Consider the following 24,355-nt stretch of genomic DNA (forward strand, 5'->3'; position numbering starts at 1 on the left):
ACACGCACGCTCGCGGAACAAGATCACGGCCCGATATTGCGCGCTGGGCGGGTGCGCAGGTCGTGCACGTACGTATCGGGTGCCCCGGCGATCTCCGCGGCGTCGGCCATCACCCCCAGGTAGCGGGCCGAGGGCAGGCCGCCCTCCCAGGCGTCGACCACATACAGCCAGGCCAGCACCGGGTCGGTGTTGGTGTCCGACGACAACCGGTCCACGCGGCAGCGGATCTTCTTGTGGAACCCGAGTTCGGAGCCCTCCCACCGATCGAGCGAATGCTCATCGGCCGGCGTCATGTCGTAGAGCACGACGAAAACCTTCGAAAGGGGGTCCTGAACGACGGTGGCCAACGCGCCTTCCCAGCCGATGTCCTCACCGCCGAACGTCAACCGCCAACCATGCAGCCACCCGGTACCCGCCATCGGCGAGTGCGGAGCCCGCTCGAGCATTTGCTCCGGGTGCATATTCGATCCATACGCGGCGTACAGCGGCACGGTAAGACAGCTTAATCGGCGAAGTTGGTTAGGTTGGTCCAGTGGCTACCCGCATCGTGATCATCGGCGGCGGACCCGCCGGCTATGAGGCGGCCCTTGTCGCCGCTGCCCGCGGCCCAGAGGTCGCCCATGTGAGCATCGTCGACTGCGACGGCATCGGCGGTGCCTGCGTGCTGTGGGACTGCGTGCCGTCCAAGACGTTCATCGCCTCAACAGGTGTGCGCACCGAGCTGCGGCGTGCTCCCAACCTGGGGTATTCGCTGGATTTCGAGCAGGCCAAGATCTCCCTGCCGCAGATCAACGAGCGGGTGAAGAACCTGGCCACGGCGCAGTCCGGCGATATCGCGGAGCGGCTGCGCAACGAAGGCATCGAGTTGATCGCAGGTCGCGGCGAGCTGATCGACGATGTTCCCGGCATGGCCCAGCACCGCGTCAAGATCACCGGTCCCGACGGCGCGGTCAGTCAGCTGACCGCCGATGTGGTGTTGATCTCCACCGGCGCCAGCCCGCGCGTGCTGCCCAACGCCGCACCCGACGGGGAACGCATCCTCAACTGGCGTCAGCTCTACGACCTCGAAGCACTGCCCGAACATCTTGTGGTGGTGGGGTCGGGTGTCACCGGCGCCGAGTTCGTCAACGCCTACACCGAGCTCGGGGTGACGGTGACGGTCGTGGCCAGCCGCGACCAGATCCTGCCCCACGAGGACTCCGACGCCGCCGCCGTGCTGGAGGAGGTGTTCTCCGAACGCGGCGTCACCCTGGTCAAGAACGCCCGCGCCGAGTCGGTCACCCGCACCGAGCACGGGGTTCGCGTCACCATGGCCGACGGCCGCGTCGTCGACGGCAGTCATGCCCTGATGACGGTCGGATCGGTTCCCAACACGGGTGGTCTCGGTCTGGAACGCGTCGGTATCGAACTCGGGCAGGGCAACTACCTCAAGGTCGACCGGGTGTCGCGAACCTCGGTACCGGGCATCTATGCGGCAGGTGACTGCACCGGACTGCTGCCGCTGGCCTCGGTGGCAGCCATGCAGGGACGCATCGCGATGTATCACGCCCTGGGCGAGGCAGTGGCACCGATCCGGCTGCGAACCGTCGCCGCGGCAGTGTTCACCCGCCCCGAGATCGCCGCGGTCGGCGTCCCGCAGGCCGCTATCGACGACGGGTCCGTGCCGGCCCGCACCCTTACCTTGCCGCTCAACACGAATGCCCGGGCCAAGATGTCCAGCCTGAGCCGCGGTTTCGTCAAGATCTTCTGCCGCCCGGCCACCGGTGTGGTGATCGGCGGGGTGGTGGTGGCGCCGATCGCCTCCGAGCTGATCCTGCCCATCGCCCTGGCCGTCCAGAACGGCATTCCGGTCGATGAGCTGGCCCAGACGTTTTCGGTGTACCCGTCGCTGTCCGGATCGATCACCGAGGCCGCGCGCCAGTTGATGAAACACGACGACCTGGACTAGAGAATCGGGCGGATCCCACGCCGCCCACGTAGCCTGGGGATCGTGACTGACCCGATCTCAGCACCGGGCGACGGGCAAACCTTCCTCGGACCGCAGCACAGGGCGCAAGCCTGGCAACGACTCGCCCACGAACAATTCGACGTAGTGGTCATCGGCGGTGGCGTGGTGGGAGCCGGCGCGGCGTTGGACGCCGCGACTCGTGGGCTCACCGTGGCACTCGTCGAGGCGCGCGATTTCGCGTCCGGCACATCCAGTCGCAGCTCCAAGATGTTCCATGGCGGGCTGCGGTATCTGGAGCAGCTGGAATTCGGCTTGGTACGCGAAGCCCTCCACGAGCGGGAACTGAGCCTCACCACGCTGGCACCGCATCTGGTCAAACCGTTGCCGTTTCTGTTTCCGCTGACCAACCGTTGGTGGGAGCGGCCGTACATGGCGGCGGGGATCTTCCTCTACGACCAACTGGGCGGGGCGAAATCCGTTCCCGCACAAAAGCATTTGACGAAATCCGGTGCACTGCGGTTGGCGCCCGGGCTCAAGCGCAGCTCGCTGATCGGTGGTATCCGCTACTACGACACCGTGGTTGACGACGCCCGTCACACGATGACCGTGGCCCGCACCGCGGCCCACTACGGCGCGGTCGTGCGCTCCTCCAGTCAGGTGGTGTCGTTGCTGCGCGAGGGCGATCGCGTCGTGGGGGTGACCCTGCGGGATTCCGAAGACGGAGCCACCACCGACGTGCGCGGCCATGTCGTGGTCAACGCCACCGGGGTGTGGACCGACGAGATCCAGGCGCTGTCCAAGGAGCGCGGCCGGTTCCGGGTGCGTGCGTCCAAGGGCGTGCACATCGTGGTGCCGCGCGACCGGATCGTCAGTGAGGTGGCCATCATCCTGCGCACCGAGAAGTCGGTGCTGTTCGTGATTCCGTGGGGTACGCACTGGATCATCGGGACCACCGACACGGACTGGAATCTCGACCTCGCGCATCCCGCCGCGACGAAGGCCGACATCGATTACATCCTCGGACACGTCAATACAGTGCTGGCGACCCCGTTGACCCACGACGATATCGACGGTGTCTACGCCGGTTTGCGTCCGCTGCTTGCCGGTGAGAGCGAAGAGACCTCCAAGCTGTCGCGGGAGCACGCCGTCGCGGTGGCCTCTCCCGGACTCGTGGCGATCGCCGGCGGGAAGTACACCACCTACCGGGTGATGGCGGCCGACGCGATCGATGCTGCCGCAGAGTTCATCCCGGCCCGGGTGGCGCCGTCGATCACCGAGAAGGTCCCGCTGATGGGTGCCGACGGGTACTTCGCCCTGATCAATCAGACCGAATACGTCGGCAAGCAATACGGGCTGCACCCGTACCGCGTCCGGCACCTGCTGGACCGCTACGGGTCGCTGATCGGTGAGGTGCTCAAGATGGCGGAGGGCAACCCTGAACTGCTGGCACCGGTCACCGCTGCGCCGGTTTACCTGAAGGTCGAGGCCTACTACGCCGCCGCGGCCGAAGGCGCACTGCACCTGGAAGACATCCTGGCCCGCCGGATGCGGATTGCCATCGAATACCCGCACCGCGGAGTCGATTGCGCCCGTGAGGTCGCTGAAGTGGTTGCGCCCGTGCTCGGATGGACCGCCGAGGACGTCGACCGTGAGGTCGCCACCTACATCGCGAGGGTGGAGGCCGAGGTGCTGTCGCAGACCCAGCCCGACGACGAGTCCGCGGATGCCCTGCGCCAGGCCGCGCCGGAGGCCCGCGCCGAGATCCTCGAACCCGTGCCCCTGAATTGACGCGCAGGCGCTCATCGCCGCCACTCCCGGTCCGTGACGGCATCGGCCCGGCGCGACTGCGGTTGTTGGGCGGCCGGGTGTGCGACGAGCTGCAGGAACGGTTCGGCATCGGCGCCAAAGTGCTTGCCGGAGAGGTGGTTCTACCCGACGGAACGCCTGTCGATTCGACGACGGTGCTGCCCGCGGGTGCGCACGTCTACTTCTACCGCGACCTCGCCGATGAGGTGGTAGTGCCGTTCGGCATCCCGGTGCTGTACCGCGACGACGACATCGTCGTCGTCGACAAGCCCCACTTCCTGGCCACGATGCCCCGCGGCGGGCACGTCGCCCAGACTGCGCTGGTGCGGTTGCGCCGTGAACTGGACGTGCCGGAACTGAGCCCCGCGCATCGACTAGACCGGCTGACCGCGGGTGTGCTGTTGTTCACCGTGCGCCGTGAGGTCCGTGGCCGTTATCAGCGGCTGTTCGCCGAGGGCGGGGTGCGCAAGACGTATCTGGCGCGCGCTGCCGGCACCGCCACGGTGCCGTTGCCCGCCACGTTGTGCAGCCGGATCATCAAGCACCGCGGGCAGTTACAGGCCTTCGAGGAACCCGGTGAGCCCAACGCGGAGACTTTTGTCGAAGTGTTCGAGGAGGGCGTGTACAGGCTCACGCCTCGCACCGGGCGGACCCATCAGCTGCGGGTACACATGGCTTCCATCGGGCTGCCGATCATGGGTGATTCCCTGTACCCCAACGTGATCGACGTAGCTCCCGATGATTTCGACCATCCGCTGCAACTGCTGGCGCAGCGGCTGGAGTTCACCGACCCGATCACCGGTGCGGACCGCGAATTCGTGAGTGCCCGGACATTGGGCTGAAGCGTTGCGTGAGCGGACCGTGGTGATGGTCTACTGACGGGGTGAACCGTGAGACCTTTGACCATCTGTTCGACATGACCGACCGCACCGTGATCGTCACGGGTGGCACCCGCGGCATCGGGTTGGCTCTCGCCGAGGGCTTTACGCTGGCCGGCGCGCGGGTGGTGGTCGCCAGCCGTAAGCCCGAGGCCTGCGACCGGGCGGCCGAGCATCTGCGCGGGCTCGGGGGACAGGCGATCGGAGTTCCCGCGCACAGCGGGAACGTCGACGACTTGGGTGCGCTGGTGGAGCGCACGGTCGCCGAGTTCGGCGGGATCGACGTGGTGGTCAACAACGCCGCCAACGCACTGGCCCAACCGCTGGGGCAGATGACGCCGGAAGCCTGGGCCAAGTCCTATGAGGTGAACCTGCGCGGACCGGTGTTCCTGGTGCAGCACGCCTTGCCGCATCTGAAGGCCAGCGCGAAGGCGGCGGTGCTGAACATGGTGTCGGTCGGCGCGTTCAACTTCGCCCCCGCTCTGTCGATCTATGCCTCGGGCAAGGCCGCGCTGATGTCGGTGACCCGGTCGATGGCGGCCGAGTTCGCGCCGCTGGGCATCAGGGTGAACGCACTGGCGCCGGGGCCCGTCGATACCGACATGATGCGCAACAACCCGCAGGAGGCCATCGATCTGATGAAGGGCGGGACCTTGATGAAGCGGCTGGCCACGCCCGACGAGATGGTCGGCGCGGCCCTGCTCATGTGTTCGGACGCCGGCAGCTACATGACCGGGCAGGTGATCATCGTCGACGGTGGCGGCACAGCGCGATGACGATGCTGATGGACGACTTCACCCGTCCCGTCGAGCTCGCCGGGACGGACAGCATGCGGGTGCGGCGTTCTCGCGCGCACCAGACGCTGACGCTGTCGCCCGCCGGGATCACGTTGGTGCGCAACGACAAGGTCATCGCCGAGGTCGCTTGGCAGCGAGTTCTCTGGCTGCGGCCCGTCCCGATGCTGCCGCGGTGGTCGACGCGCAAGGAATGGTCCATAGGGGGAGCAGAGCTTCCCATCTATCCGGCCGAATTTGACCAGCAGTGGACCACCGGGACCATCGGACGTTGGTTAGCGCACTATCGCCCGGATCTCGAACTGCCGGACGCCGAGGCAGCTCGGCCGATGCCACTGGGGATCCCGCGACGGCAGTATCCCTGGGTGCTCGGCCCGGCTGTGCTGATCGGCCTCGTGGCCCTAGTCATGCTCAGGGCGTCGATCTGGACGTTGCTCGCTACCACCGTCGTCGTTGCTGTGATTCTGCTCGCTGTCACCTCGCCCCGCCGGACCCGGATAGGGGGCGGAGTCGCGATTGCCTTCGCGATGCTCCCACTGGTGATCAGCGCGGTTTTTTGGCTGTTGGAGTTGTGAACTGAGCCGGGATGGACCCGCTCAGGTTTCCGGTGCCGACGGACAGGATCTGACTGCGGTTCTCGACGTGCAGCGCGGTCTCCAGACAGCCGGCGTCGAGGTTGGCCCAGAGCACCTGTTTGGTGGACTCCAGGCCGAATTTGCCATAGCTGCAGAGGGTTTCGGCAATCTCAAGAGCTGCACCGAGCAGATCCGCGGTGTCGTCGACGACGCGGGTGACCAGACCGAGCCGCAGCGCCTCGGCCGCCTCGACCGCCCGCGCGGTGAGGATCAGGTCGAACGCCGGGCCCGCGCCGATGATCCTGGGCAGGGTGTAGCTGACGCCGATGTCGCAGCCGCCGATGCCCAGCTTGATGAACTGCGTGCAGAACTTCGCGGCCGGGCCGGCGATGCGGATGTCGCTGGCTGCGGCCAGGGCGAAGCCGCCACCGTAGGCCGCGCCGTTGACGGCGGCGATGACGGGTTGGCGCAGCCGGTGCAGCTTGACCGTGAGGTTCGCGATGCGTTCCTGCCAGCGCATGCCCGAGCGGGGAAACTCGGTGCCCCCACCCGCCTCGGGCGGATTGGGATTGCTCAGATCCAGGCCCGCGCAGAAGCCGCGGCCCGCGCCGGTGAGCACGACGACGCGGCACTCGTTGTTGCCTGCGATCGTGTCGAGCGTGGCGTGCAGGGCCTCGACCAATTCGTACGACAACGCGTTGAGCTTGTCGGGCCGATTGAGCGTGATGACGGCGATGTCGGGACGCGGGTAGGCGAGGTCGAGAGACATGAGCCGGACCCTAGCCGGTGCTGTGCCACCCGTTGACGCCAACGGCGATCATTCGCAGTTGTTTGACCGCGGTGCGGTGGATGGCCTCGATGGACTGTGCGTCCGTCGCGTCTTCGAGAGCCTCGGCCGTCGAGATCATCGCATTGACGAACAGGTTGGCAAGGATGTTGAGATCCTCACTACTCCAGTCCTTGAGGCCCGGGAAACGGGCCAGGTCGATCGCGAGTTCCGAGGTGATCAACCGGATCTCGGTGCGGATCGCGTAGCGCAGTACCGAGACGCCGCTGGAGCGTTCGCGCGAGATGAACCGCCAGTGTTCGCGGCGCTCGTTGACACTCCCGGTCAGGATCTCGGCAGAGGATTCGATGACGTGGTGGGGGTCGAGCTTGCCGGCGCGGGCGCCACGCAGCATGTCGCGCAGGGACCGGAACGACTCGTCGATGAGGACGAGGCCGAGCGCATCCATCGAGTCGAAGTGCCGGTAGAACGCGGCGGGCACGATGCCCGCCTCCCGGGTGACCTCCCGCAGGGACAGTCCGCTGAAGCTGCGGTCTTCCAGCAGGGTGAGCGCGGCCGTGATGATCGCGCGCCGGGTGGCCTCTTTGCGTTCTTCCCTGGACAGCGTCTCGCGCGAGCGCGACGCCGAGTCCGGCCGTCGTGTTCGTGACGTGGGTGTTCGTGAATTGGGCGTACGTCTGTTCACTGATGTGAACCCTACCACTTCCTGCATTTTTATCGTTGACAGAGTCAGGTGTGCACGCGCACTGTGTACACATGTTCACTCAAACATTGACTGAAGGCGTTGGCCGGCGACTGCTGGCCGGCCCCCGAATGAGTGCGCTCGCGAACCTGCTTACCGGTCCCCACGGAGTTGACCGCTACACCGAGCTGGTCGAACCGACCTGGACCCGCGGCGACGCCCGCGCCAAGGTGATCGCAGTGCGGCGGCAGACGCCGCGCAGCGTCACGCTGACCCTCGAACCCAACGCCGCCTTCTCCGGCTTTCGGGCGGGCCAGCACATCAACCTCTCCGTCGAGATCAACGGCCGACGCCGCACCCGGTGTTACTCGCCGGCCAGCGCCGAAGGTGCAGCTCGCCTGGAGCTGACCATCGGCCGCCACGACGGCGGCCTGGTCTCGACCTACCTCTGCGACCACGCGTACCCGGGAATGGTGCTGGGGCTCGATTCCGTCGGCGGAGATTTCGTTCTCCCGGCGGTATTGCCGAAGCGCATCCTGTTCGTCTCGGGCGGCAGCGGAATCACTCCGGTGATGTCCATGCTGCGGACCCTCCGCGCACAGGCGTTCACCGGGGAGATTGCGTTCGTGCACTACGCGCGCGGCGCTGAGGAGGCCTGCTACCGCTCGGAGCTCGCGGCGATGGGCCGAGCCGGTGTGCGGGTGCTGCACGGATACACCCGCGGTGGCGACGGTGCCGGGATCATTGGTGATCTCGACGGGTATTTCGGCCCGGCGCACCTGGCCGCCGCCTTTCCCGATGGCGAGCCCGATGCGGTGTTCGTCTGCGGTCCGCCGGCGCTCGTCGACGCCGTCCGCATGCACTGCCCCGATGCGCGCTCGGAAAGTTTCGTTCCGCCCGTGTTCAGCATCTCCGGCGAATCCGCCGGTGGGACAGTCACATTCACCGGCAGTTCCGTCACGGTGACCGACGACGGTCAAACCCTGCTGGCGCAGGCCGAAGCGGCGGGGCTGACTCCCGAAAGCGGATGCCGCATGGGTATCTGCCACAGCTGCACGCGGCCCAAGAGCCGCGGAGCAGTGCGCAACCTGATCACCGGCGCGGTATCCAGCGCCGACAGCGAAAACATCCAGATCTGCGTCACCGCCCCCGTCGGTGACGTCGACATCGACCTCTGACTCTCACTCTGAAAGGCACTGTCATGCCCGAGCTGAAGAAGTACACCCTGACCCCCGACCAGTTCGAGGAGTTCGGCCGCGAACTCGACGTCATCCGTGAACGTGCCATCGACGATCTCGGTGAGCGCGACGCCACGTACATCCGCGACATCATCAAGCTGCAGCGCAAGCTTGAGATCGGCGGCCGTGCCTTGCTGTTCCTGCCGCCGGCCTGGCCGGTCGGAACCGTGATGCTCGGGCTGTCGAAGATCCTCGACAACATGGAGATCGGCCACAACGTCATGCACGGCCAGTACGACTGGATGGGCGATCCGGCGTTGCGCGGCCAGAACTTCGAATGGGATTCGGCGTGCCCGTCCAATCAGTGGCGGCATTCGCACAACTACATGCATCACACGTACACCAACATCGTCGATATGGACCGCGACATCGGTTACGGCGTCCTGCGCATGAGCGAGGACCAGAAGTGGAGCCCGTACTACCTGGGCAATCCGTTGTACGCATTCCTGCTGATGGTGTTCTTCCAGTACGGCGTGGCGCTGCACGAGCTCGAGACCGAGCGCATCCGCACCGGCGAGATCAAGCTGCGGGACAAGAAGGACATGCTGCGCGAGATGTGGGCCAAGGTGCGCAAGCAGACCGTGAAGGACTACGTGGCCTTCCCGCTGCTGGCCGGCCCGTTCGCGCCATTCGTGTTCGCGGGCAACATGACCGCCAACCTGATGCGCAACGTGTGGTCCTACACCATCATCTTCTGTGGTCATTTCCCGGAGGGCACCCATGAGTTCACCATCGAGGAGACCGAGAACGAGTCCCGAGGGCAGTGGTACTTCCGCCAGCTGCTCGGCTCGGCGAACCTGAGTGGCGGCAAGTGGTTCCACATCTTCAGCGGCAACCTGTCCTTCCAGATCGAACACCACCTGTTCCCCGACATTCCGGCACATCGCTACTCCGAGATCTCCGGTGAGGTGAAGGAGATCTGCCAGCGTTACGGCCTGCCGTACAACTCGGGCCCGATCCACAAGCAGTTCGCTTCGGTGGTGCGCAAGATCGTGCGGCTGGCATTCCCCTGGGGCGGCAAGCCCAAGGATCCTGAGCCGGCCGTCGAGGTGGCTGAGGTCAAAGAGTCTGCACCGGAAGCGGACTCGCAGCCGATCTGTGAACCGGAGCTCGTCAACTGCTGACCGACAGGCTGCACTGCAGCAGCACCGTGTCCAGCCACCGTCCGTGCTTGTAGCCGACTGCACGCAGTCGTCCGGCCTCGACGAATCCGTGCTTGCGGTGCAGGGCAAGGGATGCCGCCGCCTCGTCGGTGTCGACCACCACGGCGATGACCTCACGGATACCCGCTGCGGCGCAGCCTTCCAGAAGTCCTTGCAGCAGTAGAGTTCCGATTCCGCGGCCGGCGGTGTGTGGTGCGAGGTAGATCGAGTTCTCCACGGTGTGCCGATAGGCCGGCCGCAGCTTCCACGGTGAGCAGTAGGCGTAGCCGACGATCTGCCCCTCGAGTATCGCGGTGAGGAAGGGCAATTCACGTTCGCGGACCGTCGCCAGTCGGCGGTCCCATTCCTCGTGTGCCGGCGGAGTCAGCTCGAAGGTGGCCACGCCGGTCTCGACGTGATGGGCATAAATGGCGCTGATCGCGTCGAGGTCACCCGATGAGGTGACGCGGACGACGACGTTGGTCATGGTGTCACCCTAAGGGGCGGGGTTCTGGCACGCTCTGGGCATCGGCGATGTCGTCACCAGCCCGTGCTGTCAGCGTGGCGTTGCAGCGTCAAACTCAGAATGGTGGTGGCGGTCCGTATTCTTCGGCGATCCAGGCTTGGAAGTCGCGTTCGAATGCGAGGTCGCCGTTGAGTTCGGCGCGGAGCCGTCGTTCTTCGGCGATGCGGTCTTGGCGGTCTTGTTCGCGGGTTTGGCGGCGGGTCGGCATCTTCGCGCACCGGTTCGTCTCTGGCGCTTGCGGCTCGGGCTCGGGGAGGTCCAGGTTCCCGGTGGGTTGGGCCAGGGTGGGGAACATCGCGGCGCCGTGGGGTTCGGTGAGATACGTGTGTCCGGTGGGTGAGCTGAATTCGATGGTGCCGTCAGGAAATTGGCGGTCGGTCCAGCCGGGGCAGAACGTTTTGACCAAATGGTGTGCGCGGCAATATAATTTGGTGTTTGACGGGTGTGTCGGGCCCAGCGGATAGGGCACCGTGTGGTCGATATCGGAAACCACCGCCGGCGCATCACAGCCGGGGAAGCGGCAGGTGAGATCGCGGAACCGGATGAACTCCGACAATGCTGCTGACGGCCGGTACTGCGGCTCGCCCGCGCCGGCGTCAGCGTTCTCGGTGTGGGCCGTCTGCGCAGTGTTCTCGGTGTGTGTGTCGGTGCCGGTGTGTGTGCCGGTGTCAGTGGCGGGCACCACGACCGGTTTGTGTTTGGCGTTGGCGGCCAGGTCACGCACCGTCTCGGCGGGCAGGATCCCATAGCCGGGCAGATACCCCGGATCATCAGAGGTGCCGTCCAGGGTCGACTCGGTGGCCAACACATGGACCACCGCGGCGGTAGCGGCGGCCCGCTGCTGGCCGGCCGGGCAGTCGGGTAACCCGCACAGGCATTGCAGCTGGGACTGCAGGCGGGCCAGCGGACCGATCGCATCAGCCCGGCGCTGGGCATGGGTGCGCGGATCATGCTCACACACCGTGTCAGCCAAAGCATCCAGCCGCTGATCCAGCGCGGCCCCGTCGGTGACATCCACATTGGCCCACACCGTGGCCTTGCCCGGGCTGCCCACCTCGACCTGAACAAACCGCTCCTCGGCCACATTGGGTGGCACCCGCACCCCGTTGGGGTCGAGTTTGGCGATCCACTGATCGATCCGGTCGCGGAGTTGGTTTTCGGACAGGCGCATCCACCGGTGCGCGCGGGTGGCCAGTTCCTCATCCAGCCCTGACCACACCGAGGGATCGACGATGCCGGTGCGGGCGATGATCATCCGCACCACCCGATAGTCGATGTCCCCGGCAGCGAAGCGCGCTGCGACCAGGGGCAGTTTGTCGCGCAACACGCGGGCGTGGTGGATCTGGGTGCCGGCCCGGTGCCGGCTGATCCGCAGGACAGCCGAGATTTCAGCAGACACTTCGGCGAAGGGGTCGGTGGTCCAAAAGATCGATTCGGCCAGTTCGTGTGCGCGGCGGGTGTCGAGTTCCCCGATCGCCGCCAGGCGGCCCGCGATCGCCGCCGATTCGGCCCGCGCCCCGACACTGACCCGGTCGATCAGGTCAGCAGCAGAATCGGTATCGAACACATGTTCGATTATGCCACGGAGGGCTGACACGCGGAAGGGTCGATGTCTACCCACATGCCGGCGGCACAAGAAACCACCCAAACTGTCACCGATGTCCTGAGGCATCACGCCTGACATCGGCTCGGTCATCAGGGTTCGGCTGAGGATTGCGTCTGACAGGTCGGGCACCAGTAGGTCACCCGCTCGCCGCCGGAGTCCGTCTCGATCAAGGTCCCGCATCGTCGGCATGGTTCACCGGCGCGGCCGTACACCCACAGCTGGCGTCCAGCCCGGGTATCCCCGGTGGTGGTGCGATTCCAACGGGACCGGTTGAGCCACAGCATGTCCCGGGCGCGTTGCACGACACGTAGGGGATCGTTCAGCGAGCTCACCGGCGAGGTGGGTAGACGCCCGAAGACGAAACACAGCTCGTTGCAGTACACATTGCCGACACCGGCCATCACCCGCTGATCGAGCAAGGCAGCCGCCAGGGCGCGCTCAGGCTCAGCGATCAGATTGGCCGCGGCGGTGCGAGGCTCCCAGTCGGGACCGAGCAGGTCCGGTCCGAGGTGCGCCACCGCTGCCATGTCGGTGTCGCGATCGAGCACTTCGAGCACGCCGAGATCGATCCCGGTGGCCCTACTGTCGGCGGTCTCCAGCACGATCCGGATGCGGTGCGCCGCTCCTTTGGACCAGCCGATACGCCAACTGCCCTCCATCTTGAGATGAGAGTGGATGCTGGCCGGACCAACCCGGATGAACAAATGCTTGCCGCGGCTGAGCACCTCATCGACCACGTGCCCGGTCAGATCGACCGTGGCGTAGCGGGGGACCCTGAGGTCGCAGCGGGTCAACGTCTTGCCCGCCAGTGCGTCACGCAACGCTGTGGCGGTGTGGAAGACGGTGTCGCCTTCGGGCATGCCCTATTCAACCAGGGTGGGAAATGCGGTACCCGCGTCAGCGCAATCGCAGGCCCCGCGGGGTGCGGGAAAACCCGGCCCCGGTCAACGCCTCCTGCACGCTTGCGCGGTCTTCGTCGACCCCGGGGTCGAGTACGGCGACTCCGTTGATCCGCTCGACCAACAGCGACGGGATCCGCCCGCTGCTCACGAGTTCGGCCAGTGCGGCCGCGGCAGCCCGCTGCGTCTCGGTATCGGATGTGAAGCTGAGTAGGGTTTTGCCGCCACGTTCCAGGAACCACACCAACTTTCCGTCGACGAGCGCCACGAGGGCGCCGGCCTTGCGGCCCGGTCGGTGCATGTCGGTGTCGCCAGTCCGTTCAGGCCAGGCCAGAGCGGCCCCGTAAGGGTTGGCCGGGTCGGTCGCGGCGAGCATCACGGCGTGATACTCGGGACGCTGCGGATCGACGCCGTCGAGATAGGACCGCAGCCGGTCGACGGTCGAGGCTGCCGCGAACTGTGCCCCGCCCAGTGACTCGACGAAGTAGCCCCGCTGACAGCGGCCGGCGTCCTCGAAGGCGCTCAGTACCTTGTACAACGTGGCGAACCCGCCCGGCACGCCTTCGGCCGACGCCGCCCCCTTGGTCAGCACCCCGTGCCGGTTGAGCAGCAGCTCCGCTTGGAAATGCGCCCGCACGGTCGAATCCGGTTCAGCGCCGGGCAATGCCGACCACCGGCCGGACACCATCGGATCGGCTGCGCGGCTGTGCGGGCGCGCGACGCTGTAGCGGCTGAGTCTCGGCGGGCGTTGACGTTGCCGGTGTGCCGGTGCTCCCGACCGTCGGGGGCCGGACAGCATCGCCCGTATCGGGGCGAACGTGTCCCCGGTGGTCCAGCCGGCCCAGATCAGTTCCCACAGCGCGGTTTTCAACTCGGATTCGGACGCCTGATCGGTGAGTTGACGGAAGAAATAGCCGCCGCCGTGACCCAACGTCTCCATGATGGCCCGGTGTGTGTCGGTGAATTCGATCTCGGCAGGGGTGGGCAGCGTCAGCGGTGCCGTGTCGGCCAGGTGGAACACCACCCAGCCGTCGCTGCTGCCGATCTGCCCGGCGCCCGACCACATCACTTCACCGGAGGCCAGCAACTCGTCGAGCATTGCCGGCTGGTAATCACGCACCCGCTGGCCGAAGACCAGCGATTCCACCGCCGACGCGGGAAGGAGGACGCCGGCCAGCTGCTCGATCACTGCCGCCAGCCCGTCGATACCTGAGCTGAGGCCGGACCCGACGTGCTGCCAGGACGGCAGGAAGCGGCCATAGGCTGCGGTGCTGACCGGCTCGACCTGGGCGCGCAACGCGGCCAGGGAACGACGACGCAGGATGCGCAGCACCTCGGCGTCGCACCACTGATCGCCGGCGGTCCCCGAGGTGGCCGAGTCGACGAACTCCCCGCGCACCATCCGTCCATCGACGGCCATGCGGCCCAACACGTCTGCGGTCACCCGCAGGCCGAGCCCGAACCGCGTAGCGACCTCGGTGGTGGTGAACGGGCCGTGGGTGCGCGCGTAGCGGCCGATCAGGTCGCCGAGTGGGTCGTCGACGGATTCGGTGAAGGCCATGGGCACCCCGACCGGGACCGGCGCGCCGACCCCGTCGCGCAGCAGGCCGATGTCTTCCACCGCCGCCCACCAGGTCTGACCGCCGTAGGTGACCGGGAGTGCGCGCTTGGCGGCGTGCAACCCGTCCAGCCAGCCGCCGATGGTGTCGGCGGTGGCGCGCTCGGCGATCTCGGCCTCGGTGAGCGGGCCGAGCATCCGCAGCAGGTCGGCCACTGCCTCGGCGTCGCGCGCGGCCCGCTCCTCGGTGAGGTGCTGCAGCTGTGCCGAAGTCGATGCGATCACAGCCGGATCCAGCAGTTCGCGGAGTTCCACCCGGCCGAGCAATTCGGACAGCAGCACGGTGTCCAGCGCCAGCGCGGCGGCGCGGCGCTCGGCCAGCGGGCTGTCGCCCTCGTACATGAACGCGCCCACATAGCCGAACAACAGCGATGCCGCGAACGGCGAGGGGGTGGCGGTCTCCACCTCCACCAACCGCAGCCGACGTTGAGCCACCCGGCGCATCAAGTCCGTCAGGGCCGGGACGTCATAGACGTCCTGCAGGCATTCGCGCACCGTTTCGAGCACGATCGGGAAGTCCGGATACTTGCGGGCGATGTCGAGCAGTTGAGCGGCACGTTGCCGTTGATGCCACAACGGGGACCGCTTGCCGGGGTGTCGGCGCGGCAGCAGCAGGGCACGCGCGGCGCATTCTCGGAACCGGGACGCGAACAATGCAGACCCGCCCACTTCGGCGGTCACGATGGGTTCGATCTCGTCGGCGTCGAACACGAACAGGTCTGCGCCGGGCGGAGTTTCGCCGCTGTCGGGGAGGCGCACGATGATGCCGTCGTCGGACGCGGTGGGCTTCTCGTCGATGCCGTACCTTTCCCGCAGCCGGCGGCCCACCGCCAGGGCCAGCGGCCCGTGAACCCGTAGGCCGTACGGCGAATGCAGGATCACCCGCCAGTCTCCGAGCTCGTCCCGGAAGCGTTCCACCACGAACGTACTGTCGCTGGGAACGACGCCGGTGGCCTCACGCTGATCGTGCAGTAGCCGGTATAGATTGTCGGTCGCGAACCCGGCGAAACCCATTTCCTGGCAACGTCTATCGAACTCCGCGCGGCCGAGCACAGCCAACTCTCCGGTGAATGCGCCGACCGCGGCGCCCAGTTCGGCTGGCCGCCCCACACTGTCACCGCGCCAGAACGGCAACCGGGCCGGTTGACCCGGCGCAGGAATGACCAGCACGCGGTCGTGGGTGATCTCGGTGATCCGCCAGCTGGTCGCGCCCAGGGATATGACGTCACCGGGGCGGGATTCGTAGACCATTTCCTCGTCGAGTTCACCGACCCGCGAAGGCTTTTCGGAATCAGTGGCCAGGTAGACGGTGAACAGCCCCCGGTCGGGGATCGCGCCACCGGAGGTGACCGCCAGGCGCTGAGCTCCCGGGCGGGCGGTCAGGGTTCCGTGGTCGCGGTCATACACCAGCCGCGGCCGCAGCTCGGCGAACTCCGTGGACGGGTATTTTCCGGACAACAGATCCAGGGTGGCTTCGAAGGCGCTGCGCGGCAGCGTGGCGAAGGGCGCGCTCCGCCGTACCGCGTCGAACCAGGCGTCGGCGTCCACCGGTTCCAGAGCGGCCGCCGCCACGGTGTGCTGGGCCAGTACGTCGAGCGGATTGGCCGGGACGTGCATGGTCTCGATGTCACCCGAGCGCATGCGCTGCACTGCCACTGCGCAGCCGATCAGGTCGGTGCGGTGCTTGGGGAACAGCACGCCCTGGGAGATCTCACCGACCTGGTGCCCGGCACGTCCTATGCGCTGCAGCCCACTGGCCACCGACGGCGGCGACTCGACCTGGATCACCAGATCGACCGCACCCATGTCGATGCCCAACTCCAGGCTTGAGGTGGCCACCACGGCGCGCAAACGGCCGCTCTTGAGGTCGTCTTCGACTTGGGCCCGTTGCTCCTTGCTGACCGAACCGTGGTGGGCCCGGGCCAGCAGCGGCGGTGCGCCGTTGGCTTGGCCGCTCGCCATGAGTTGCGCGGGCGCACCGCCACCGACCTGCGGGTTACGGTCGAGCGAGAGTTCAATTCCGGCCCGTTCGGCGTGGATCTCGTTGAGTCGGGAGGTCAGCCGCTCGGCCAGCCGGCGGGAGTTGGCGAACACGATCGACGATTGGTGTGCCTCGATCAGGTCGACGATGCGCTCCTCGACATCGGGCCAGATGCTGTTGTTGTCGAGGTTGGCCATGTCCGGCACCGGAACCTGGACCGAGAGGTCGAAGGTCTTGCCGGCCGGCGGGGCGACGATCGTGGTCGGAGCCTGTCCGGACAGGAACCGGGCCACTTCTTCGGGTGGCCGCACTGTCGCCGACAACCCGATCCGCTGGGCCGGCCTGCCGAGCAGCTGGTCGAGCCGCTCGAGTGAAAGTGCCAGGTGTGCACCACGTTTGGTGGCAGCGACGGCATGGACCTCGTCGACGATCACAGTCCGTACGGTGGCCAGCGTCTCACGGGCCGCCGAGGTCAGCATCAGGAACAGCGATTCCGGGGTGGTGATCAGGATGTCGGGCGGCTTGCTCAGCATCGCGCGACGCTGACTGGGCGGGGTATCCCCGGAACGGACGCCGACGCTGATCGAGGGGGCCGGCACGCCGTGGCGCTCGGCCACCCGGGTGATGCCGGTCAACGGGGTGCGCAGGTTGCGTTCGACGTCGACGGCCAAGGCCTTGAGCGGCGACACGTACAGCACCGTCGTGCCCGCGCGGGGGTCAGGAGGCAACTGGGCCAACTCATCGATCGCCCACAGGAATGCCGCGAGCGTCTTGCCTGACCCGGTGGGCGCGATGACCAGGGTGTTGTCGCCTTCGGCGATGGCTGACCAGGCCTGGGCCTGCGCGGCCGTCGGCGCCGGGAAGGCAGCCGTGAACCACTCCCGGGTCAGCGCACTGAACCGGGCCAGCGGATCGGCCGGCGTGGTGGTCATCTAGTCATACTGCCGCGCGGCACCGACAAGTTCAGCCGGTAGTCCTGGCACGCGGGCAACGGCGTCGAGCAGGGCGTGGGCGCAACTGTCGGCGACGAAATCCGCGTCGATCGACGGGTCCTTGAGCCGTTGCCGGCACATCTCGAAGGTCAGCGCCAGCCAGCCGTAGACGGTGGCCCGTAGGTCGCGTTCGACCTTGGCGTCCAGGGGCTCGGATATCGCGTCGCTGATCCGGCCCATGATCCGGTCGGCCTGGCGATCGTTGTCGATATCGTCGACGCCTCGCAGCACCGGGTCGGTGCGGCCCAGACCCATGTAGGCCGCCCAGGCGCCGTGCGGGTGTTCCTCGTCGTAGCGCAGATAGGCCAGAACTCCGGCGCGCAACTGGACGAACAAGCTCTGACCAGGCTCTCCAGGAGTGCTGGTGGCCTCGAACAAGCGCTCTCCCTCGGCCCGGACCACGGCGGCGAAGAAGGCCCGCTTGTCGGGGAAGTAGTGGTACATCAGGGCCCGCGACACCCCGGCACGCTCGGCGATCTCATCGATGCGGACCTCGTCGTACGGCCGCTGGCCGAACACCTCGGCACCCAGGGCCAACAACTCATTGCGTCTGTCGGCGGGGGACAGCCGGCGTCTCGACTCGGCACCCACGACAGCAGCTTAACGCGACCGGGCCTTACTTGACACATGTATAACAAGGCGGAATCTTGGTGTCATGACCGTCGTGGGCGCGCGGACCTCACCCGAGGGTGCCAAGTATCCGAAACTGCCCCACCCGCCACGGCGGGTCCCCCTGCTCGGAGACGTCTTCGGTCTGCAGCCCGACTCCTCGATGCAGAATGCGATGGGCATGGCCGAGCTGGGGCCGATCTGTGAATTCCGGTTCCTGGGTGCCCGCTACGTGGTGGCGGCCGGGGCCGACGCGGTCAATGATCTCAACGACGAAACCCGGTTCTGCAAGCATGTGGGCCCAGACATCGAGGCCCTGCGGATCGTGGCCGGCGACGGGCTGTTCACCGCCTACAACGACGAGCCGAATTGGCTCAAGGCCCATCAACTGCTGATGCCGGCGTTCAGTCAGGCTGCGATGCGTCGCTACCACGGGGTGATGTTCGACGTCGCCGATGAGCTGACCGACCACTGGGATAAGCAGGCCGGCCGAGGTGAAACCGTCGATGTCTCGGCCGACACCACCAGAGTCACCCTGGAGACCATCGGGCGGTGCACGGCCGGGTACTCGTTCGGGTGTTTCCAGAACGACACTGTGCACCCGTTCGTCGCCCACATGGTGTCGGCGCTACTAGGTGCCGACCGCCTCGGGGTACTGCGCGAAACCTTCCTGCCGGCCTTCGTCTTCCGGCGCTACGAGCGCCGGCTCCACCGCGACGCGCACTACCTGCACGGGCTGGCCGACGACATCGTCTCGGCGCGGCGGGCGCAGCCATCAGGCAGCCATGACGACCTGCTGCAGATCATGCTGGAGTCCGATCTCGACGCCGCCAACATCCGCTTTCAGCTGATCAACTTTCTGATCGCCGGACATGAAACTACTTCCGGTGCATTGTCATTCGCACTGTACTTTCTGTCGCAACACCCGGAGGTGTTCGCTCGCGCCCGCGACGAGGTGAACGAGGTGTGGGGTGACGAGGCGCGGCCAGAATTCGAGAAGATCGCCAAACTGCGGTATGTCCGGCGGGTTCTCGACGAGTCGCTGCGGTTGCAGCCGACCGTGCCGGCCTACTACCGCGCTGCCCGCCAGGACACCGTGCTCGCCGGAATCCACCCGATGCGCAAGGGTGATTGGGCCCTGGCGCTGACCTCGACCCTGCACCGCGACCCACGTTGGGGGCACGACCCGGAGGTGTTCGACCCCGACCGCTTCACGCCGGAGCAGATGCGGACCCGCCCGGGTGGCCTGTACAAGCCATTCGGAACCGGCGAAAGATCTTGCATCGGAAGACAGTTCGCGCTCCACGAAGCGGTGTTGATGTTGGCGGTGTTGATCCGCCGCTACGACTTGGTTGCCGATCCGGACTACCGTTTGCGGGTGCAGGAGCGCCTGACCATGATGCCGTCGGGCTTCCGGCTCGGCCTGCGGCGACGATAGCCACCCGTACCGCGTATGAAATGCCCCAATTCGGGGTACCGTTTCCGTGGACAGAACCGCAACGTCGGCAGGTCCGCGCATGGAATGGTTCATCGCAGACGAATATTGGCTGGCCAGACAGGTATTGCAGCGGGGGACCGCCGCGATCTACTTGATCGCGTTCATCGTGGCGGCCCGGCAGTTCCGCGGGCTCCTCGGTGAACGAGGCCTGCTGCCGATACCCCGATTCCTGGCTGCCAACTCGTTCCGGCATGCCCCCAGTGTGTTTCAACTCCACTATTCGGACCGCTTCTTCGCCGCAGTGTGCGTAGCCGGGGCCGTGCTCTCGGCGGCCCTACTCGCCGGCTTCGGAGACGTGGTGCCGTTGTGGGCCGCGATGCCGACCTGGCTGCTGGTGTGGGTGCTGTACCTGTCGATCGTCAATGTCGGGCAGACGTGGTACTCGTTCGGCTGGGAATCGCTGCTTCTCGAAGCCGGGTTCCTGGTGACCTTCCTGGGCAATGACGACGTGGGGCCACCACTTCTGGTGCTGCTGCTGGCCCGCTGGCTGGTCTTCCGCGTCGAGTTCGGTGCGGGCCTGATCAAGCTTCGCGGTGACCCGTGCTGGCGCAACCTGACCTGCCTGTACTACCACCACGAGACCCAGCCCATGCCCGGCCCGCTGAGCTGGTTCTTCCACCACCTGCCCAAGCCGTTGCATCGAATCGAAGTGGCGGGCAACCACTTCGCCCAACTCGTCGTGCCGTTCGCATTGTTCGCCCCGCAGCCGGTGGCCAGTGGCGCGGCGATCGTCGTCATGATCACCCAGCTGTGGTTGGTGGCATCGGGCAACTTCGCCTGGCTCAACTGGATCACCATCGTGCTGGCGTTCAGCGCGCTCTCGGATTCCACCGCGGCGGCACTGCTTCCGGTACCGCACCACCAACTCGGCCAAACCCCACTGTGGTTCGTCGTCGTGGTGATCGCGTTCGCCGGCGCGGTGACCTGCCTGAGCTACTGGCCGGCGCGCAACCTCATCTCCCGACGGCAGCGGATGAACGCCTCGTACAACAGGTATCACCTGGTGAACTCCTACGGCGCATTCGGCACCGTCGGACGCGCCCGCGACGAGGTGGTGTTGGAGGGCACGTCGGACGCGACCCTCAACGAGCACACCGTGTGGCGGGAATACGAGTTCAAGGGAAAGCCCGGCGATGTTCGCCGATGGCCGCGGCAGTTCGCGCCCTACCACCTGCGGCTGGACTGGCTGATGTGGTTCGCCGCCATCTCGCCGGCGTACGCCCACGGCTGGCTGCGCAGGCTGCTCACCCGACTGCTGGAGAACGACCGCGACACGCTGAAGCTGCTGCGTGGCAATCCATTCCCCGACGACCCGCCCCGTTACGTCCGCGCCCGACTGTACCGGTACGAGTTCAGCACCTGGACCGAGCTGCGCCGCGATCACGTCTGGTGGCACCGCATCTCGTTGGGCGTCTACGTCCCGCCGCAGACGCTGCCCTCCGGGCGGTCATCTGCCGGCGCGCAGTGACCGCTGGTAACGGCGCATCCCTGCGATCCACCGGTCGTAGTCGGATCCCTTGTGGCGGTACATGTCGAGCACTTGAGGGTGCGGCAACACGAGAAACCGGTCGGACTGGACGGCCTCGACCGTCGCGGTGGCCACCTGTTCGGCACTGATGACCTCACCGGACTGCACGATCGACGCCGCACCGGCCGCGGAATCCGGATCCGCCGAGGCCCGTACCGCATCGAGCAACGGAGTGGCCACCCCCAACGGGCACACGCAGCTGACCCCGATGTTGTCATCGCCGTATGTGATGGCCAGCCATTCGGCGAACCCGACCGCTGCATGCTTGCTCACTGCATACCCGGCCGCCCCGATCTGGGACAGCAGACCGGCCGCCGAGGCGACCGACACGAAATACCCGCCACCGCGCGACGACCATTGCGGGACAAGCACTTGAGCCGCCCTGATGTGGGAGCGCAGATTGACGTCGAGGATGCCGTCCCAGCTCTCCTCGGTGCCAAGGCCCGGTGCGCCGATGATTCCGGCGTTGGCGACGTAGATGTCGACGGGGCCGAACTCGGTGGCGGTCAGCGCCTCGATGTCGGCGGTGACGCAGGCGTCGGCCCGGACACCGAGTGCTTGCCCGCCGCCGGACCGGATCTGTGCGGCGGTCTGTTCGGCCGACTCCACATCAAGGTCAGCGGCCACCACCCGGGCGCCCGCCGTCGCGAAGGATCCGGCCAGTGCCCGGCCGATGCCCGATCCGGCGCCGGTGATGACCGCAACCGTCTGTTCGATGTCCATGGCCCCCTGCCTACCGAAATTCACGGGCGAGTGCACTTGTAACCCGACCGTGTCCGGGGTTCATCGAGCGGAAACAAAACGTCCCTAGGTTATGGATCCAAGCTTGGATCCGAACATGAACGGCTTCCCACCAGAGGAGAACACATGATCGCGCCGACGGCACCCGGGATTCACATAGGGGGACTGACGAAGCAGTTCAAGGTGGGCCGGTCGGTAGTCACAGCGCTCGACGGAGTCGACATCCAGTCCGACGAAGGTGAGTTCGTGACGCTCCTGGGACCGTCCGGGTGCGGCAAGAGCACCGTGTTGCGGATCCTCGCCGGACTTGAGGCGCAGAACGCGGGCACCGCCCTGGTCCACGGCGAGACCCCACAGGACATGCGCAGGCACCACCATCTCGGCATCGCATTCCAGGATTCGGCCCTGCTGCCATGGCGGTCGGTCAGGTCCAACATCCGGTTGCCGATCGAGGTGTCCAAGCAGTCCGTGTCCGACGAGTTCGTCCAGGAACTCATCGATCTGGTGGGGTTGACCGGCTTCGAGACTGCACGGCCCGCCCAGCTGTCAGGCGGTATGCGTCAGCGGGTCTCCATCGCGCGGGCCCTCGTCGTAAAGCCCCGGGTGCTACTGCTCGACGAGCCGTTCGGCGCCCTGGACGACATGACCCGCCAGAGCCTCAATGTCGAGCTGCTCCGGATCTGGACCGAACGGCCCGCGACCACCCTGATGGTCACGCACGGCATTGCCGAGGCGGTGTTCCTGTCCGACACGGTCGTGGTCATGAGCGCCCGGCCGGGCCGGGTGGTGAAGTCGGTCCAGATCGACCTGCCCCGGCCTCGACTCCCGGAGATGATGCGCACCAGCGAGTTTCACGAATATGTCGACCTGCTGTCCTCCATCCTGTTCGGCTCGCGTTCTGACGAGGCCGAGGTACGGGTACCGGTGGGCCGATGAACCACAACCGCCTTGCCGGTCTGGCCGGCTCCCTGATCGTGCTGTCACTATGGCAACTCGTCGGCATGACGGGCATTCTCGGGCCCGGCATCGTGGCGCCGACCGAGATCCTGGCCGGGGTGATGTCGGACGGCGCTGCCTTCTACGGCATCCACATACCCGTCACTCTGGCTTCGGCGTCCGTCGGATACTTCTGGGGCAACCTTGCCGCGATCGGCTGCGCAGCCCTGGTCACCACCGTGCCGGCGCTGGAGAAGTTGGTGCTGCAGGCGGGGATTGCGTCGGCGTGCATCCCTCTGATCGCGATCGCCCCCATCCTGGCTGCCTGTTTCGACGGCATGGTCACCTCGGCCATCATGGCGGGCGTCTCCGTCTTCTTCACCACCCTGGTGGGAACGATCAACGGCCTGCGCCACGCGGATCCGCTCAGCAAGGACCTGGTGCGAGCCTACGGCGGCGGCAGATATCTGGTATTGCGCAAGGTCGAACTGCTCTCGGCGCTGCCCAGCATCCTGACTGCGCTGAAAGTCGCTGTCCCGGCGGCGATTCTGGGTGCGATCATCGGTGAGTTCATGGGGCAGGAGCGTGGCCTCGGCGCCGCACTCGTGGTCGCGCAGTCTTCCAGCGATGTGGTGCGGACCTGGGGCATCACCCTGGTGTCGAGTCTCATCGCAGGCCTCGCCTTCGTTTTGGTCAACGCCGTCGAGAAGGTTGCCACGCCGTGGGCCGCCGGGATGGCAGGAGGACGAGCATGACAACTCTGCAGACACCGACGGCCCGCAGTGCCGCACGTACGCTGCTGACGTCGGGCGGTGCGGTGCTCGCAATCCTCGTGGTGTGGACCGTGTTCATCGCTCTGGCCGATGTGAGCTCATATGTGGCCAAGTCGCCGGCCGACGTCTGGCACTATCTGTTCGTCGACGGTGATGCTGCGGCTCACCGAGCCGGTATAGCGACGAATCTCGCGAGGACAGCTGTCGACGCCGCGTACGGATTCGTCCTCGGACTGCTTCTGGCGGCGGGGGTTTCGCTGCTGTTCTACTTCTCCAGGACGGTCGAGAGCATGTTCCTGCCGACCGTGACGGCACTGCATGCGATCCCGATGGTGACCATCGCTCCGATCCTCGTGCTGATCTTCGACCGCGGAGTGCTCGGAACGGCTGTCATCGGCGCCGCCATCGTCGTGGTACCCGCGTTGCTCACCATGCTGCACGGGATACGCAGCACACCGCGTACCGACGTCGAGATGATCGTGGCCTACGGCGGTTCGACCTGGTCGGCATTTCGGAAGGTTGCCCTGCCCCATGCGATTCCCACCTGGTTCGCAGCTGCGCGCGTCGCGGTGACCACTTCCGTCGTCGGAGCGTTGCTGGCGGAATGGCTGGCCACCGGCGAGGGACTGGGCGGTCAGATGCTGCGCGATGCCAACGAATTCGAGTTCGCCCGGCTGTGGGCATCGGTGGTCGTACTCACTGTCGCCTGCGTCGTCGTCTACCAGATCGTCAGCGTCATCGAGGCCGCTGTCACCGCCCGCATGAGTGCTCCTCGCTGAGTACACCACCACTCAACCC

The 24,355-nt window shown here is 66.6% G+C and carries 21 protein-coding genes; 12 read left to right on the top strand and 9 right to left on the bottom strand.

Annotated features, from left to right (window positions below; genetic code table 11):
- Positions 1-23: 23 nt before the first annotated feature.
- Entirely contained in the window at positions 24-491 is a 468-nt protein-coding gene (locus ACZY08_RS11440; RefSeq protein WP_463744743.1) for a gamma-glutamylcyclotransferase, read from the bottom strand.
- Between the two features lie 41 nt (positions 492-532).
- Between ACZY08_RS11440 and ACZY08_RS11445 the strand changes: the two genes are divergently transcribed.
- Genes ACZY08_RS11445 through ACZY08_RS11465 form a run of 5 tightly spaced genes read left to right on the top strand, consistent with a single transcriptional unit; the run spans position 533 to position 6,001 of the window.
- Positions 533-1,948, top strand: a complete 1,416-nt coding sequence (locus ACZY08_RS11445) for an NAD(P)H-quinone dehydrogenase (RefSeq protein ID WP_463744742.1) — start codon at positions 533-535, stop codon at positions 1,946-1,948.
- A 42-nt stretch (positions 1,949-1,990) separates the two neighbouring features.
- Positions 1,991-3,736 carry a glycerol-3-phosphate dehydrogenase/oxidase gene (locus tag ACZY08_RS11450; RefSeq protein ID WP_463744741.1) on the top strand — a complete coding sequence of 582 codons (1,746 nt, stop codon included), beginning with the start codon at positions 1,991-1,993 and terminating at the stop codon, positions 3,734-3,736.
- Positions 3,733-4,596, top strand: coding sequence for a pseudouridine synthase (locus ACZY08_RS11455; RefSeq protein ID WP_463744740.1), 864 nt, complete (start codon positions 3,733-3,735; stop codon positions 4,594-4,596). The genes ACZY08_RS11450 and ACZY08_RS11455 overlap by 4 nt, the downstream gene beginning before the upstream one ends.
- Positions 4,597-4,637: 41 nt before the next feature.
- Entirely contained in the window at positions 4,638-5,408 is a 771-nt protein-coding gene (locus ACZY08_RS11460; protein WP_463744739.1) for an SDR family NAD(P)-dependent oxidoreductase, read from the top strand.
- A gap of 8 nt (positions 5,409-5,416) precedes the next feature.
- Positions 5,417-6,001 (top strand): hypothetical protein, encoded by a 585-nt coding sequence (locus ACZY08_RS11465; RefSeq protein WP_463744738.1) that lies wholly within the window; start codon positions 5,417-5,419, stop codon positions 5,999-6,001.
- Here the strand turns inward: ACZY08_RS11465 and ACZY08_RS11470 are convergent.
- Both ACZY08_RS11470 and ACZY08_RS11475 read right to left on the bottom strand, forming a co-directional pair.
- Positions 5,970-6,770 carry an enoyl-CoA hydratase/isomerase family protein gene (locus ACZY08_RS11470; RefSeq protein WP_463744737.1) on the bottom strand — a complete coding sequence of 267 codons (801 nt, stop codon included), beginning with the start codon at positions 6,768-6,770 and terminating at the stop codon, positions 5,970-5,972. The genes ACZY08_RS11465 and ACZY08_RS11470 overlap by 32 nt on opposite strands.
- A gap of 10 nt (positions 6,771-6,780) precedes the next feature.
- Positions 6,781-7,500: a TetR family transcriptional regulator gene (locus ACZY08_RS11475; RefSeq protein WP_463744736.1), complete on the bottom strand. Its 720-nt coding sequence runs from the start codon at positions 7,498-7,500 to the stop codon at positions 6,781-6,783.
- A 44-nt stretch (positions 7,501-7,544) separates the two neighbouring features.
- Between ACZY08_RS11475 and ACZY08_RS11480 the strand changes: the two genes are divergently transcribed.
- Entirely contained in the window at positions 7,545-8,648 is a 1,104-nt protein-coding gene (locus ACZY08_RS11480) for a ferredoxin reductase (protein WP_463744735.1), read from the top strand.
- Between the two features lie 23 nt (positions 8,649-8,671).
- Positions 8,672-9,832, top strand: coding sequence for a fatty acid desaturase family protein (locus ACZY08_RS11485; protein ID WP_463744734.1), 1,161 nt, complete (start codon positions 8,672-8,674; stop codon positions 9,830-9,832).
- On the opposite strand, the gene ACZY08_RS11490 is transcribed toward ACZY08_RS11485, so the two are convergent.
- The 5 genes from ACZY08_RS11490 to ACZY08_RS11510 form a co-directional block, all read right to left on the bottom strand.
- Positions 9,822-10,337 (bottom strand): N-acetyltransferase family protein, encoded by a 516-nt coding sequence (locus ACZY08_RS11490; protein WP_463744733.1) that lies wholly within the window; start codon positions 10,335-10,337, stop codon positions 9,822-9,824. The genes ACZY08_RS11485 and ACZY08_RS11490 overlap by 11 nt on opposite strands.
- A gap of 94 nt (positions 10,338-10,431) precedes the next feature.
- Complete coding sequence (locus ACZY08_RS11495; RefSeq protein WP_463744732.1) at positions 10,432-11,943, bottom strand: HNH endonuclease signature motif containing protein; 1,512 nt, start codon at positions 11,941-11,943, stop codon at positions 10,432-10,434.
- Positions 11,944-12,071: 128 nt separating this feature from the next.
- Entirely contained in the window at positions 12,072-12,842 is a 771-nt protein-coding gene (nei2, locus tag ACZY08_RS11500) for an endonuclease VIII Nei2 (RefSeq protein ID WP_463744731.1), read from the bottom strand.
- Between the two features lie 37 nt (positions 12,843-12,879).
- Complete coding sequence (locus ACZY08_RS11505) at positions 12,880-17,412, bottom strand: ATP-dependent helicase (protein WP_463744730.1); 4,533 nt, start codon at positions 17,410-17,412, stop codon at positions 12,880-12,882.
- Positions 17,413-18,063, bottom strand: a complete 651-nt coding sequence (locus ACZY08_RS11510) for a TetR/AcrR family transcriptional regulator (RefSeq protein WP_463744729.1) — start codon at positions 18,061-18,063, stop codon at positions 17,413-17,415.
- Between the two features lie 64 nt (positions 18,064-18,127).
- Here ACZY08_RS11510 and ACZY08_RS11515 point away from each other — a divergent pair, with 64 nt between their 5' ends.
- Together ACZY08_RS11515 and ACZY08_RS11520 are read left to right on the top strand one after the other, a co-directional pair.
- Positions 18,128-19,519, top strand: coding sequence for a cytochrome P450 (locus tag ACZY08_RS11515; protein WP_463744728.1), 1,392 nt, complete (start codon positions 18,128-18,130; stop codon positions 19,517-19,519).
- Between the two features lie 79 nt (positions 19,520-19,598).
- Positions 19,599-21,047: a lipase maturation factor family protein gene (locus tag ACZY08_RS11520; RefSeq protein WP_463745278.1), complete on the top strand. Its 1,449-nt coding sequence runs from the start codon at positions 19,599-19,601 to the stop codon at positions 21,045-21,047.
- Here the strand turns inward: ACZY08_RS11520 and ACZY08_RS11525 are convergent.
- The gene (locus ACZY08_RS11525) at positions 21,027-21,830 is read right to left on the bottom strand and encodes an SDR family oxidoreductase (protein WP_463744727.1); all 804 of its coding nucleotides are present in this window, start codon (positions 21,828-21,830) and stop codon (positions 21,027-21,029) included. The genes ACZY08_RS11520 and ACZY08_RS11525 overlap by 21 nt on opposite strands.
- A 144-nt stretch (positions 21,831-21,974) precedes the next feature.
- Here ACZY08_RS11525 and ACZY08_RS11530 point away from each other — a divergent pair, with 144 nt between their 5' ends.
- Genes ACZY08_RS11530 through ACZY08_RS11540 form a run of 3 tightly spaced genes read left to right on the top strand, consistent with a single transcriptional unit; the run spans position 21,975 to position 24,336 of the window.
- Complete coding sequence (locus ACZY08_RS11530; protein ID WP_463744726.1) at positions 21,975-22,784, top strand: ABC transporter ATP-binding protein; 810 nt, start codon at positions 21,975-21,977, stop codon at positions 22,782-22,784.
- Positions 22,781-23,539: an ABC transporter permease gene (locus ACZY08_RS11535; protein ID WP_463744725.1), complete on the top strand. Its 759-nt coding sequence runs from the start codon at positions 22,781-22,783 to the stop codon at positions 23,537-23,539. The genes ACZY08_RS11530 and ACZY08_RS11535 overlap by 4 nt, the downstream gene beginning before the upstream one ends.
- Positions 23,536-24,336, top strand: coding sequence for an ABC transporter permease (locus ACZY08_RS11540; protein WP_463744724.1), 801 nt, complete (start codon positions 23,536-23,538; stop codon positions 24,334-24,336). Before ACZY08_RS11535 ends, ACZY08_RS11540 begins: the two co-directional genes overlap by 4 nt.
- The last annotated feature ends 19 nt before the right edge of the window (positions 24,337-24,355 follow it).

The organism is Mycobacterium sp. IDUB_9 (assembly GCF_055419505.1).

Bases quoted from the DNA above. Each gene is read 5' to 3' on its own strand.
- ACZY08_RS11515 (WP_463744728.1), top strand. From the start codon at position 18,128: ATGACCGTCGTGGGCGCGCGGACCTCACCCGAGGGTGCCAAGTATCCG.
- ACZY08_RS11525 (WP_463744727.1), bottom strand. From the start codon at position 21,830: ATGGACATCGAACAGACGGTTGCGGTCATCACCGGCGCCGGATCGGGC.
- ACZY08_RS11520 (WP_463745278.1), top strand. From the start codon at position 19,599: ATGGAATGGTTCATCGCAGACGAATATTGGCTGGCCAGACAGGTATTG.
- ACZY08_RS11540 (WP_463744724.1), top strand. From the start codon at position 23,536: ATGACAACTCTGCAGACACCGACGGCCCGCAGTGCCGCACGTACGCTG.
- nei2 (WP_463744731.1), bottom strand. From the start codon at position 12,842: ATGCCCGAAGGCGACACCGTCTTCCACACCGCCACAGCGTTGCGTGAC.
- ACZY08_RS11480 (WP_463744735.1), top strand. From the start codon at position 7,545: ATGTTCACTCAAACATTGACTGAAGGCGTTGGCCGGCGACTGCTGGCC.
- ACZY08_RS11530 (WP_463744726.1), top strand. From the start codon at position 21,975: ATGATCGCGCCGACGGCACCCGGGATTCACATAGGGGGACTGACGAAG.
- ACZY08_RS11475 (WP_463744736.1), bottom strand. From the start codon at position 7,500: ATGCAGGAAGTGGTAGGGTTCACATCAGTGAACAGACGTACGCCCAAT.
- ACZY08_RS11490 (WP_463744733.1), bottom strand. From the start codon at position 10,337: ATGACCAACGTCGTCGTCCGCGTCACCTCATCGGGTGACCTCGACGCG.
- ACZY08_RS11535 (WP_463744725.1), top strand. From the start codon at position 22,781: ATGAACCACAACCGCCTTGCCGGTCTGGCCGGCTCCCTGATCGTGCTG.
- ACZY08_RS11470 (WP_463744737.1), bottom strand. From the start codon at position 6,770: ATGTCTCTCGACCTCGCCTACCCGCGTCCCGACATCGCCGTCATCACG.
- ACZY08_RS11505 (WP_463744730.1), bottom strand. From the start codon at position 17,412: ATGACCACCACGCCGGCCGATCCGCTGGCCCGGTTCAGTGCGCTGACC.
- ACZY08_RS11465 (WP_463744738.1), top strand. From the start codon at position 5,417: ATGGACGACTTCACCCGTCCCGTCGAGCTCGCCGGGACGGACAGCATG.
- ACZY08_RS11485 (WP_463744734.1), top strand. From the start codon at position 8,672: ATGCCCGAGCTGAAGAAGTACACCCTGACCCCCGACCAGTTCGAGGAG.